At 55.1% G+C, this 12,702-nt stretch carries 12 protein-coding genes; 7 read left to right on the plus strand and 5 right to left on the minus strand.

Annotated elements, in window-relative coordinates; genetic code table 11:
* The 3 genes from QJ48_RS25430 to gyrA form a co-directional block, all read left to right on the plus strand.
* On the plus strand, nucleotides 1-736 hold a 736-nt coding region (locus QJ48_RS25430), incomplete at its 5' end, for an ABC transporter permease (protein WP_054976212.1).
* Nucleotides 737-790: 54 nt separating this feature from the next.
* Nucleotides 791-2,764: a DNA topoisomerase IV subunit B gene (parE, locus tag QJ48_RS25435; RefSeq protein WP_054976213.1), complete on the plus strand. Its 1,974-nt coding sequence runs from the start codon at nucleotides 791-793 to the stop codon at nucleotides 2,762-2,764.
* 14 nt (nucleotides 2,765-2,778) lie between these two features.
* Nucleotides 2,779-5,214 carry a DNA gyrase subunit A gene (gene gyrA / locus QJ48_RS25440; RefSeq protein ID WP_054976214.1) on the plus strand — a complete coding sequence of 812 codons (2,436 nt, stop codon included), beginning with the start codon at nucleotides 2,779-2,781 and terminating at the stop codon, nucleotides 5,212-5,214.
* Here gyrA and QJ48_RS38175 read toward each other — a convergent pair.
* Nucleotides 5,211-5,378, minus strand: coding sequence for a hypothetical protein (locus QJ48_RS38175; RefSeq protein WP_193394500.1), 168 nt, complete (start codon nucleotides 5,376-5,378; stop codon nucleotides 5,211-5,213). The two genes, gyrA and QJ48_RS38175, sit on opposite strands and share 4 nt — an antisense overlap.
* 199 nt (nucleotides 5,379-5,577) lie before the next feature.
* Between QJ48_RS38175 and QJ48_RS25445 the strand changes: the two genes are divergently transcribed.
* The 3 genes from QJ48_RS25445 (at nucleotide 5,578) to QJ48_RS25450 (ending at nucleotide 7,726) form a co-directional block, all read left to right on the plus strand.
* Nucleotides 5,578-5,991 (plus strand): MarR family transcriptional regulator, encoded by a 414-nt coding sequence (locus QJ48_RS25445; RefSeq protein WP_025852237.1) that lies wholly within the window; start codon nucleotides 5,578-5,580, stop codon nucleotides 5,989-5,991.
* Nucleotides 5,992-6,142: 151 nt separating this feature from the next.
* A complete protein-coding gene (locus tag QJ48_RS39290) occupies nucleotides 6,143-6,226 on the plus strand; it encodes a putative holin-like toxin (protein ID WP_272948161.1) in 84 nt (27 codons plus the stop codon).
* A 321-nt stretch (nucleotides 6,227-6,547) separates the two neighbouring features.
* Nucleotides 6,548-7,726 (plus strand): oxalate decarboxylase family bicupin, encoded by a 1,179-nt coding sequence (locus QJ48_RS25450; protein ID WP_054976215.1) that lies wholly within the window; start codon nucleotides 6,548-6,550, stop codon nucleotides 7,724-7,726.
* Here the strand turns inward: QJ48_RS25450 and QJ48_RS25455 are convergent.
* A complete protein-coding gene (locus tag QJ48_RS25455) occupies nucleotides 7,723-8,091 on the minus strand; it encodes a VOC family protein (protein WP_054976216.1) in 369 nt (122 codons plus the stop codon). The genes QJ48_RS25450 and QJ48_RS25455 overlap by 4 nt on opposite strands.
* A 270-nt stretch (nucleotides 8,092-8,361) precedes the next feature.
* Here QJ48_RS25455 and QJ48_RS25460 point away from each other — a divergent pair, with 270 nt between their 5' ends.
* Nucleotides 8,362-9,633, plus strand: coding sequence for a stalk domain-containing protein (locus QJ48_RS25460; RefSeq protein WP_054976217.1), 1,272 nt, complete (start codon nucleotides 8,362-8,364; stop codon nucleotides 9,631-9,633).
* Nucleotides 9,634-9,700: 67 nt separating this feature from the next.
* Here the strand turns inward: QJ48_RS25460 and QJ48_RS25465 are convergent, their stop codons facing one another.
* The 3 genes from QJ48_RS25465 to QJ48_RS25475 form a co-directional block, all read right to left on the minus strand.
* The gene (locus QJ48_RS25465) at nucleotides 9,701-10,408 is read right to left on the minus strand and encodes an RluA family pseudouridine synthase (RefSeq protein ID WP_054976218.1); all 708 of its coding nucleotides are present in this window, start codon (nucleotides 10,406-10,408) and stop codon (nucleotides 9,701-9,703) included.
* Between the two features lie 3 nt (nucleotides 10,409-10,411).
* A complete protein-coding gene (locus QJ48_RS25470) occupies nucleotides 10,412-11,275 on the minus strand; it encodes a class I SAM-dependent methyltransferase (protein ID WP_054976219.1) in 864 nt (287 codons plus the stop codon).
* A 176-nt stretch (nucleotides 11,276-11,451) separates the two neighbouring features.
* Nucleotides 11,452-12,579: a peptidylprolyl isomerase gene (locus tag QJ48_RS25475; RefSeq protein ID WP_054976220.1), complete on the minus strand. Its 1,128-nt coding sequence runs from the start codon at nucleotides 12,577-12,579 to the stop codon at nucleotides 11,452-11,454.
* Between the last annotated feature and the right edge of the window lie 123 nt (nucleotides 12,580-12,702).

A 12,702-nucleotide genomic window follows, 5' to 3' on the forward strand; every position in this document is an offset into this window, starting at 1 on the left:
AGTGAAGCTGGCCCAGTACTATCTGGATAAAGATGTGAATCCGGCCGAGCCGAACGGGGTAACCTTTACAAGAGAGTTTGTGAAAAATGCCGTAAATTTGTTCATTCCTCTCATGGTTATGGTCGTGGCAGCCGATATGGTATCCGGGGAGCATACGACGGGGACGATCAAGCTGCTGCTGACGCGTCCGGTGCAGCGCTGGAAAATTCTCTTGAGCAAGCTGCTAAGTCTTATCCTCTTCACCTCGTTTATCGTTGTTGCGACAGGAATTTTATGCTATCTTATATCGGGCGTCGTGTTCGGTTACGGGGGCTGGGATATGCCGGTCTTCTTCGGGTTCCAGGTGAAGGGGACGGAGGTCGACTTTTCGTTCGTCCGCCCGGTAGACCAGTGGCTGTACCTGATCATGGAATTCGGGCTGGTTTGGTTTGCGGCGCTCATCGTCGCGGTGATGACGCTGATGATCTCGGTGCTCGTGCGCAGCACGGCGGCGGGAATGGGCATCATGCTGGCGCTGCTCATCTCGGGCACGATCTTGACGAATATGGTCTCTTCTTGGGAGGCGGCCAAATATTTGTTCATGGTCAACTTGAACTTGACAACGTATCTCAGCGGGACGCTTCCGCCTATCAAAGGCATGGATTTGCCGTTCTCCTTGGCGGTATTGACCGTATGGGGAATCGCGTCGGTGATCGTCTCGTTTGCGGTATTCACGAAAAAAGATGTATTGAACTAATCCGTTCAAATGTTATAATGTTGCGGAGACATAGGTGTTTTTAGGGAGGCTGCGATGGCGGATCAACTCGATTTGTTTGGAAAAACGACAGCAGCGCCGGCGGACTACGGTGCAGACGATATCCAGGTGCTCGAAGGACTGGTAGCGGTACGCAAGCGGCCGGGGATGTATATCGGCAGTACCAGCACGTCCGGGCTTCACCATCTGATCTGGGAAATCGTCGACAATGCCGTGGATGAGCATCTGGCCAAGCATTGTACGCAAATCGACGTGACGATCCATAAGGATCAGTCCGTAACGGTGTACGACAACGGCCGCGGCATTCCGACCGGCATGCACAAAACGGGGATTCCCACACCGCAGGTGGTGTTTACGATGCTTCATGCCGGCGGCAAGTTCGGCGGCGGGGGATATAAAAAGTCCGGGGGCCTGCACGGCGTAGGCGCTTCCGTGACGAATGCGCTGTCCGAATGGCTTGAAGTGGAAATTTACCGCGAAGGCAAAACACACCGCCAGCGGTTTGAATATTGGGTGGACGATCAAGGCAAGGAGCACGTCGGAGAGCCGGTCACGGGCCTGGAAGTGATCGGTTCGACGCGCAAAAGCGGAACGAAGGTGACGTTCAAGCCCGACAAGCGCGTCTTTCAGGGCGGTACGACGATCAATTTCGACACGCTCTACGAGCGGTTGCAGGAAATCGCCTTTTTGAACTCGGGGCTAAAGGTCACGCTGACCGATCAGCGCGCGGATAAGCAGGAGGAATTCCAATACGAAGGCGGCGCCAGCCAGTTCGTGCAGTTCTTGAACGAGGAAAAAACGGTGCTGCACGACGTCATTCACTTCGTAGCGGAGAAAGACGAAATCGAAGTCGAAGTGGCGATGCAGTATAACGACGGCTACACGGAGACGCTCGTGTCCTTCGTCAACTCGATTCCGACGCGTGGCGGGGGAACGCATGAAACGGGCTTCAAAACGGCCTATACCCGCGTCATGAACGACTATGCGCGCAAGAACGGGATGCTCAAGGAAAAGGAGAAAAACCTGGACGGGCAGGACCTGCGCGAAGGCATGATGGCGGTCATCAACATCAAGATGGGTGAGGTCGAATTCGTCGGCCAGACGAAGGACCAGCTCGGCAGCGCTTCGGCGCGGAGCGCGGTCGATTCGGTCGTCTCCGATAAAATGGCGGTATTTCTCGAAGAAAATCCGCAGGTTGCACAGATGATCATGAAAAAGGCGATCCAGTCGGCCAAGGCGCGCGAGGCGGCAAGGAAGGCGCGGGAAGAGGTGCGCAGCGGCAAGAAGGGCAAGAGCGAAAGCTCGAACCTCGGCGGGAAGCTGACGCCGGCGCAATCGAAGGACTATACCCGCAACGAGCTGTTCATCGTCGAAGGCGATTCCGCCGGCGGGTCGGCGAAGCAGGGGCGCGATTCGAAGCATCAGGCGATTTTGCCGCTCAAGGGCAAGCCGATGAACCCGGAGAAGGCCAAGCTGCTCGATATTATGAAAAACGACGAATACAAGGCGATCATCGCCGCGATCGGCGCAGGGGTCGGCCCGGAATTCGACGAGTCGGAAAGCAATTATGCGAAAATTATCATTATGACCGACGCCGATACCGACGGCGCGCATATTCAGGTGCTGCTTCTGACGTTCTTCTACCGGTACATGAAGCCGCTCATCGACGCGGGCAAAGTGTATATCGCCCAGCCGCCGCTGTTTAAGGTGACGAAAAAAGCCGGCAAAAACAGCACGGTCCGGTACGCTTGGACCGACGAGCAGCTGCACGCGCTGACCAAAGAACTCGGCAAAAACATCGAGCTGCAGCGTTACAAAGGACTCGGTGAGATGAACCCCGACCAGCTCTGGGAAACGACGATGGACCCGGCGACGCGCACGCTGCTGCAGGTGCAGATCGAAGATGCGGCCAAAGCCGAGCGGCGCGTATCTACGCTGATGGGGGATAAAGTCGATCCGCGGAAGCGCTGGATCATCGAGAACGTGGACTTCACGGAATTTGAAGAATAAACGGGGGGCCTTTTGTGAGTATCTCGGAAAATTTTTTGCCGGCCTTTCTGGAAGAGGTTGTAGGCGACCGGTTCGGCCGGTACTCCAAATATATCATTCAAGACCGCGCGATCCCAGATGTGCGCGACGGGCTGAAGCCGGTGCAGCGGCGTATTCTGTACGCCATGTACGATTCCGGGAACACGCCGGATAAGCCGTACCGCAAATCGGCGAAGACGGTCGGGGATGTAATGGGTAATTACCATCCGCACGGCGACGCTTCGATTTATGAAGGCATGGTGCGGATGGCGCAGCCTTGGAAAATGAGCCATGTCCTGGTTGACGGCCATGGTAACTGGGGCTCGATGGACGACGACCCGCCGGCTGCGATGCGGTATACCGAAGCGCGGTTATCCGAAATCGCCATGGAGCTGCTGCGGGACATCGAGAAGCGGACGGTCCAGTTCAAGGATAACTTCGACAATACGACGAAGGAGCCGGTCGTGCTGCCTTCGCGGTTTCCGAATTTGCTCGTTAACGGCGTTAGCGGCATCTCGTCCGGGTTTGCGACGGAAATTCCGCCGCACAGCCTGCGCGAGGTGGTCAATGCCTGCATTGCGTTGATCGATAAGCCGGACAGCACGCTGGAGGAATTGATGGGCGCCATCAAAGGCCCGGATTTTCCGACCGGCGGCATTATTATGGGCTCGGAGGGGATACGCGACGCGTACCGCACCGGCCGGGGCCGCATCTATGTACGGGCGCGGACGGCGATCGAGGATCTGCGCGGCGGACGCCAGCAGATCGTCATTACCGAAATTCCTTATCAAGTCGTAAAATCCCGTCTGGTAACGGCGATGGAGAATATCCGTCTGGAGAAAAAACTCGAAGGCATTGCGGAGGTTCGCGACGAAAGCGGCCGCGAGGGTCTTCGTATTGTCGTCGAGCTGAAAAAGGACGCGGATGCGCAGGGGATTTTGGCGTATTTGTTTAAGAAAACCGACCTGCAGGTAGCCTATAATTTCAACATGGTCGCCATCGTCAACAAGACGCCGAAGCAGCTCGGGCTGCGCGATATGCTGGAGGCCTACATCGACCATCAGAAAGAAGTGGTTACCCACCGCTCGCGATTCGAGTTGGAGAAGGCGGAAGACCGTGCCCATGTGCTCGAAGGGCTGGTCAAGGCGCTCAACATTCTGGACGAGGTCATCGCCGCGATCAAGGCGTCGAAAAACCGTCAGGACGCTCAGAACAACCTCGTTGCCAAGTTCGGGTTTACCGAACGGCAAGCCGATGCGATTTTGACCTTGCAGCTGTATCGTTTGACGAATCTGGAGATTCATTCTTTGGAGAAAGAATGGAAGGACGTCCAGAAAACGATCGCGTACCTGAAAGGAATTCTTGGCAGCGAGAAGAAGCTTCTGGCTGTCATTAAGGATGAAATGTCGCAAATCCGCGACAAGTACGGCATTGACCGCCGATCGGACATCCAGGACGAGGTGGAAGAGCTTAAAGTCAATCTGGAAGTCATGGTGACGGCTGAGGACGTCTTCGTTACGCTTTCCAGCGAAGGCTATATCAAGCGTACGGGCAAGCTGTCGTTTATCCGCTCCGGCGGCGAGATTGACAAGACGGGACTGAAGGAAGGCGACTATCTTCGCTACCTGCTCGATGTCAATACGCTGGAGAGCCTGCTTATTTTCACGCAGAAAGGGCAATACTTCCTGCTGCCGGTGCATCAAATTCCGGAGTACAAGTGGAAGGAGAACGGCACCGCCATCGTCAACGTCATTCCGATATCCAAGGACGACCGCATTATACATGTGCTGCCTGTCAAGGATTTCGAGGAGCCGGGCAAGTCGCTCGTGTTCGTGACGCGCAAAGGGCAGGTCAAACGGACCGAGCTGAAGGAATATTTTACGAATCGTTCAACCGGGATCGTCGCTTGCAAAGTGGGCGATCAGGATGCGGTGCTCAACGTCTTGCTCAGTACGGGCTCAAAGGAGCTGCTGCTGGTGACGAAGCAGGGGATGGCCATCCGCTTCAAGGAGGACGAAGTGAATCCGATGGGGCGCGCCGCTGCCGGGGTTCGCGGCATTCAGCTGAAGGATGACGATGAGGTCGTTGCCGCCGATTGGATCGACGGGGACGAAGGAGAAGTCGTCGTCATGACGGAGCTTGGGTATGCGAAGCGTTCGCTCGTAGCGGATTATCCCGTTCAAGGACGCGGGGGCAAAGGGATTATTACGTTCGAATTTAAGGAGGGCAAGCGGGTAAAGCCGAACGGATCGGAGCTGAAAGGCGCTTTTGTAGTTAAAGAGCCGTTCGACCTGACCGCCATCCTCAGTACGGGCGGAAGAGTGACGCTCTCGACCGAGCAGACGCCGATTGATGACCGCAAATCTACAGGGAAATGCGTCGTTCCGGTCAATAAAAATGAAGCGGTAACGGATATTTTGAAGATTACTTAATCATAGCTGGTGTACTGCGGCTCGAGCTTTTCGAGCAGCTCCAGCATCAATTGCAGAACGGCCCATACCGGCATCGAATCGTCCAGCTTTTCGAGCCAGTCTGGGTCGTTTATAATTCCTTTCGTCAATGCGGTTTCTCCGATTTTGCGCTTCCAGTCTTCCATTCCTTTCACTCCTTGTCTTCCATGGATTGACAAGCTCCGCGTATAGGCGAACGTCCCATGTGCAGTATATGTTGAACTCCGTCAAAAGGTACCCGATTTTATCGTTTTATGTCCTAAAATATTCATGGGGTTAACCTTTAAAAAGTTGGAGGTCAATGCTATAATTAGGGAAAAGATTGGTTTTTCGGGAGTGATGATTGTGATAACTCAGGAATTTGCCAAGCTGTGGTGGAAATTGTCCAAAGATTTGCGCACGCATATGGAAACGGAGCTTGCTCCGACGCTGACGGAAGGGCAGCTTACGGTGCTCGAAAGGCTGTTGGCTTCCGAGCAGGACCGGATGAAGCCTTCGGATTTCATCGAGTATTTGGCGACGACGCCCGCGGCGATTACGACGCTGCTTGACCGGATGGAAAAGAGCGGGTTAATCGCAAGAGAGCGGGACGAGAAGGACCGCCGTATCGTGTGGGTACTGGTAACGGAGAAGGGACGCTTCGAATGCGAACGCGGCGTGCAAATCCGCGAACGGTTTTTGCAGCAATATTTGAGCCGAATTTCCTCGCACAATCAGCAATTGCTTGTATATTTGCTGGGCAAGGTTGCCAATGCTTAGCGTTTTGGTAAACTAAAAATACGAAAATATGTTCTCATTTATCATGGCGTATGGTATAATGTGGATGCAATAGGAAAAGGCACTCAAGGACGGTTGGCACACCCCTGCCATTGATGGGTTCGCATCAGCGAATCCGGAAGGAGGTGATGCCATGGAAGTAAAGGATGCCGTAACGTTGATGTTCATGTTCGGCATGTTTATTATCGCTTTACTTTCCTACTTAAAAAAGAAGTAGACCTCCCTTGAGCCTTGGAACCCGAGAGGTCTACCGCTTGGTTATTCCTTGCGCCGATCGCCTTGAGGGCAATCTATTGTAGCGAGGTCGCGGATGCTGGAACATTCGCGGCCTTTCTGGTTTGCAGGCAATAACTTTTTTTGTAAATCCATCATACCATATCCCCGCTTGCTTTGAAAAGACGTTCGGCGATTTTGTACAACCTTGTCGGATGACGGAGCTTGACCTTTTCCCAATTCCGTCATATATGCGCGGACGCCGCTATATACTGGGGGATACGAATGTCGACGGATTCGATTCGGAAGCAAAGGAGTGGGTTCGATGAATAGACGACCTTCGGAGTCTCGTGGCTTCGTGCATGTGCCGCAGCCGATAAGGGAGGATGGCGCAGGCGCGGACGATCCCGGGCCGCGGGATGTGCTGCGGGATCTGGAGAATCCGAACATGCTGGTTCCTCCGTTAACCGATGCCGGCACGGTACCCAATCTGAAGTTTTCATTCTCCGATACCCATATGCGGCTCGAGCATGGCGGATGGTCCCGGGAAGTTACGGTAAGAGAGCTGCCCATCTCGACCACAATCGCGGGGGTCAACATGCGGTTGACACCGGGAGGCGTACGGGAGCTGCATTGGCACAAGGAGGCGGAGTGGGCGTTCGTTATCATCGGCAGGGCGCGGATCACGGCAGTCGATCAGAACGGACGGAATTTTATTGCCGATGTAGGCGTCGGAGACCTGTGGTACTTTCCTCCCGGTATCCCGCATTCGATCCAAGGTCTGGAGGAAGGCTGCGAGTTTCTGCTCGTGTTCGATAACGGCAGCTTCTCCGAGAACGATACGTTCACCATCACCGATTGGCTGGCGCATACGCCAAAGGATGTACTGGCCGCGAACTTCGGCGTGCCCGAAAGCGCCTTTGCGCATATCCCGAAGCAGCAGCGCTACATGTTCCAAGCGCCGGTGCCGGGTCCGATCTCGACTCAGCAGGTTCCCGATCCGTATGGCACCGTCCCGCAGAGCTTCACTTACAGGCTGCTCGCGCAGGAGCCGATCCGGACGCCGGGCGGCACGGCGCGGATCGTGGATTCCAGCAATTTTCCCGTCTCCGTGGCGATCGCCGCCGCGCTGGTAGAGATAGAACCGGGAGGCATGCGGGAGCTGCATTGGCACCCGAACAGCGACGAATGGCAGTACTACCTTACGGGTCAGGGCCGGATGACCGCATTCGCCGCGAACGGCACGGCCCGCACATTCGATTACAGAGCCGGGGACGTAGGTTATGTGCCCGCTGCTTTCGGACACTATATCCAGAATACCGGCAATGACACCCTGTGGTTTCTGGAAATGTTCAAGAGCTCGCGATTCGCCGACGTGTCGCTCAATCAATGGATGGCGCTGACTCCTAGCGAGTTGATTCAGGAAACCTTGTACGTCGGTCCGGAACTGCTGGGTGCGCTGCGAAAAGAAAAGTGGCCGGTCGTCAAATACCCGAGGGCTTAAGCATTCGGCTGTATGGCGCCCCAGAGGTTACCGCTCGGATCGTAAAACTTCAGTACTTGGCCGAACCCTTCGTCCTTGTAAAAAGCGATTCGTGCGCCTATCCCCTTAAGTCTGTCGTGAAGAGCATGAATATCCGACGTGCGATACAACAGCACCGGCATCGTTTCTCCACGGACTGTGAAATTGGCGTGCGTTTCCTCCGGGGTTTCCCACAGCATCAGCATAGGACCGGAAGACAAGGTCAAGAAGGCGTGTCTTCCCGCCGTTTGGCCTTCCAAGCGGAATCCGAGATGAAGCGTGTACCATTGAACCGCTTCCTCTACGTTGCGGACGGGGATTTGCATATGTTCCAAACGTTCTAGCATCGGATAAAGAAGCCTCCTCAGGACCGGTGTGCGACTGGAAGTCACCTGGTCTTATAAATTGGAATATCGTGTCATTATGATAACAAACATTCGTTCTTAGGGAAATAAGCTTCTCTATTTAACGGAAGTAAAACTAACGTAGGATAAAACGGCCAGCCGGATAGGTCGGCAGATTCATTTTTCGAAAGAAAAGAAGGAAATGCATTCCATCTATCGAAGTTCATGCTCCTATATGCCATACCTTACACACTTACAAGCAGGAGGAACGCTATGACGAAGAAAAACACCATGATGACGATGGCGCTGCTGGCCGGTTTTGCGGCGGTGAACGTCATCCCGGCAAGCGCCGTGCCACAAGCGTATGCAGCGACTACCGATAGGGCGTTTATTCAGGAGGTCGAGAAGAGGTACGAACAGTTGGAAGCGAAATACCGGGGGATGTACGAGGAAGACAAAAAGAAATCGACCGCGGCTTACGATGCGTTCTACGAGCAAATTCATAGAGAACAGCGCACGTTCGATAAGCTGCTCGAAGAGGATCTCGATTACTTGACGACGCTGCTGGACAAGGATTATAAAAGTTTGGCCGAACAATACAGCGGCAGCAGCTATCGGGACGCCTTAAGCGCATACAAGCGGGAAATCAACCCGAACTACTCGTCCGGGGCTCTGTGGAAATATGCGACGGGCAACAACGAGAATTATTCGTCGAGCACGCATTGGAACTTCGCCACACAGATCAATGAAAATTACAGCTCCTCGCTCATGTGGAAATACCATAACGAGAACAATCCGAACTATTCGGGCAGCACCATGTGGGACTTTTCCAACGAAATGAACCCGAACTATTCCAGCAGCAAGATGTGGGAGCTTCATAACGAATCGAACGAGAATTACTCCGGCAGCACCATGTCGAAGTACCGCCTAGGAGATTTATCACGGGCGGCAGCGGAGGAAAAAATCAATAAAATCTTGACTGATGGCGAAAAAGACCTGCAAGAGATCCGCGACAAGGCCGTCGCTTCTTTGGAAAAAACGCAAAAGAACACCATTCAAGAACTGACGGCGCTGCGCGATACAACAGTGAAGAAGGTGCTGCGCCAGCGCGCCGATTCCCTGGAGGAAATTATGGCGCTCCGCAAGCGGCATTTCGGTGGGGGGCTGGAGATCAAGCCGCTCTACATCAGCTTCGATGCCATCAAGGTGATGATTGACGGGGAGCTTCAAACCTTCGAGCAGCCTCCGGTTAACAAAGACGGCAGCGTGCTGGTGCCGATGCGTGCGATTTTCGAGCGGCTCGGTGCGGTCATTTCCTGGAACGAGACCGAGCGCTCGGTGACGGCGACCAAAGGCGGCACGACGATCTACCTGCAAATCGGCAGCACGCAGCCGACGGTGAACGGGACCGCGAAGCCGCTGGAAGTTCCGGCGCAGCTTGTCAACTCCAGCACGATGGTGCCGGTGCGCTTCATCAGCGAGGCCCTTGGCAGCGAAGTGAGCTGGGACCAGACGGCCCAGACAGTGTATATCAAGACAAAATAAAGTTCTTATATGGAAAAAGCAAGACCTCCGTCACCACCTGAATCGTGGTTTCGGAGGTTTTATCGTGTTATACCGCCCCTGCGGCTTTCAGGTCCCAGAGCAGCCAGGGAAAGGCTCCCGGCGGCTCCGACGTAAAGCGGAGCGCTTCCTGCGTGACCGGGTGCGTGAATTCGAGCAGGGTGGACCACAGCGCGATCTGCTGACCGGGCTTCGCCTGAGCGCCGCCATACCGCTGATCGCCTACGAGCGGGCAGCCGATGGCCACGAACTGGACGCGGATTTGGTGCGGTCGTCCGGTGTGCAGCTCGACCTGCACGAGTGACAAGCCGTCCCGGCCGGACAGGACGCGGTAATCGAGCACCGCCTCCTTGGCGCCGGTCTTCGAGGCGGGAACGACGGATACCATATTGGTCTTCGTATCTTTCAGCAAATGATGCCGCAGCGTTCCTTGAGGGTCTTTGGGCCGTCCGTTAACGACGGCTGTGTACACCTTGCGGATCGAGCGTGTACGGACCGCATCGGAGAGCCGGGAGGCCGCCTTGGAGGTTTTGGCGAATACCATGACGCCTCCTACCGGCCGGTCGAGCCGATGAACCAAACCGAGATACACGTTGCCCGGCTTCCGGTGCCGCTCCTTGAGATCGGCTTTGATCAGCGTCAGCAGATCGGGGTCCCGGGAGGCGTCCTCCTGCGTCGGAACGTTCGGCGGCTTAACGACGACGATGACGTGATTGTCCTCGTAGAGCACCGGCACGTGCGGATGAGAGCCGCCCATACGTTAAGCCTCCCAGCGGCCGAGGATGCCGCACGGCAGCGTCAGCTTCGAGGCCGTAATCGGCAGGCCGATCTCGCCGCAAGTGATCGTTCCGCCATGGGTCCGGCCGAGCGACAAGGCAAGAACGTTGTGGAGCACCGTGGCGGATATACCCGTCGTGTAGGAATTGATGAGGAAAAACAAAGGCTTGTCCGTCAAAATGCTCATGCACGTTTCCACAAACGGATACAGGTTCGTCTCCAGCTTCCACGTTTCGCCGTTCGGTCCGCGTCCGTACGATGGGGGGTCCATAATAATGGCGTCGTATTTGCTGCCGCGGCGCTGCTCGCGCTGGACGAATTTGAACACGTCGTCCGTAATGAAGCGCACCGGACGGTCCCCGAGACCGGACAGCTGCAGGTTCTCTTTCGCCCATTGTACGACGCCCTTGGAAGCGTCGACGTGGCATACCTCGGCGCCTGCCGAAGCGCACGCGACAGAAGCTCCGCCGGTATAAGCGAACAGATTCAGCACCCGGATCGGCCGGCCGGCGCTGCGGATTTTATCCATCATCCAGCTCCAGTTGACGGCTTGCTCCGGGAACAGGCCGGTGTGCTTGAAGCCGGTCGGTTTAATATGAAACGACAGCCCGCGGTATGAGATCGTCCAGCGCTCGGGAATGTCCTTGCGGTATTCCCAATTGCCGCCGCCGCTGGAGCTGCGGTGGTAATGGGCGTCGGCTCCGCGCCATACGCCCGTCTCCTTGGGCAGCGGCCAAATAATTTGCGGATCGGGACGCCGCAGGACGATACTGCCCCAGCGTTCGAGCTTCTCGCCGCCTCCGGTGTCGATCAATTCGTAATCTTTCCAATCTTGTGCTGCAAACATAAGTAGCGACCATCCTTTAATTTGATTTCCAGTCTCAGCATTACCCATTCGGCATCTTCAACATTTTACACGATTACGGCGGACGAATCCAACGGGCGGACGCAAAAAAACCGGAGACGCCCCGAAAGAGCGCTCCGGCTTGTTCATCATTGTGCGATTTTTTTCGTATCGATGTATTACTTTGCTTTAGGCAGGTCCAGCTTCTCGATCAATCCCGGCAGCTCCTGCTCCATAAACGTACGGTAGGCTTTGGTCATCGCTTCATTCTTAAACTCGTCCTTCACTTCGTCGAACGTCTGCGTGGAGCGGGCTTCGACGCGCATGATGTGGTAACCGTACTCCGTCTCGACCGGCTCGCTGATCTTGTTCAGCTCCAGCTCGACAGCCGCTTTCTTAAACGCTTCGGTCCAGTCCGTTACCGGCTGGTTCTCATACAGCCCGCCCGAATCTTTGGAGCCAGGGTCTTCGGTATACTGCTTGGCCAATGCGGCGAAATCCTCGCCGTTTTTCAGCTTCGCGGCAATGTCGAGCGCCAGCTTCTTGGCTTCGTCCTTCGAGCGCTCTTTGCCGGCGGAGTCCTTGAAGCCGATCAAAATATGCCGTACGGACGCTTTTACAAAGTCGCCGTTTTTTGCCGCAATAGCCGCATCGTAGGCTTCTTTCAGCTTCGCGTCGGTTACTTGGGCGGAAAGCGCCTGGCCGGCGGCGATATAGAGGCCGAGATAATCGCGGATATCTTGCTCGTTTAATCCTTCTTTGGCCAGCAAGGAGGCAAAGTCCTCGGTCTGCTGCCACTCGGACAAGTATTTTTTCATTTCCGTGTATTCTTTATCGACTTCAGCAGGGAGGGCGGCTTTCTGCTCAGCGGTAATTCGTCCAGCCAATACTTTGTAGCCGATCATCAGCTTCAGGAAATCCTCGTCGACCTCTCCGGTATTGTTCAGCAAGCGCATGACCGCAGCGGACTTATTGAGCTCGCTCCATGTGATTTGGCCGCCCTTATAGGTCGCGACGACGGCGTTCGGATCGCCTTTCTTGCCGACCCAGATCGTTCCGCTGCCTTCGTCCCAGCTTACTTCCTTGCCGAGCGCTTCGCTGACGAATCGGAGCGGCACGTAGGTGGTGCCATTATAGATGAAACCTTGCCCCTGCTCGGCGGTCGGTTTTTTCTCTACACCGTCGAACATATATTTGAGCTGCTTAAAATATACCTCAATTTGAGTGCCGCTCGCATAGGCGACCGACCCCGTCAGCATGACGCCCAGCGATAGGCCCAGTGCCAAACCTTTCAGCTTGTCATTCATACATTAATCCATCCTCTCTCTTTTGGTGTGATTTACTACTTCCACAAAGGGAAGCAAAATCCTTTTTTTCATCTTTTTCGGATTGCCATTGTTTTTGCCAAATTCTGAATTCACGAAGAATTT

The sequence above is a fragment of the Paenibacillus sp. A3 genome (assembly GCF_001399685.1).
GTDB lineage: Bacteria > Bacillota > Bacilli > Paenibacillales > NBRC-103111 > Paenibacillus_G.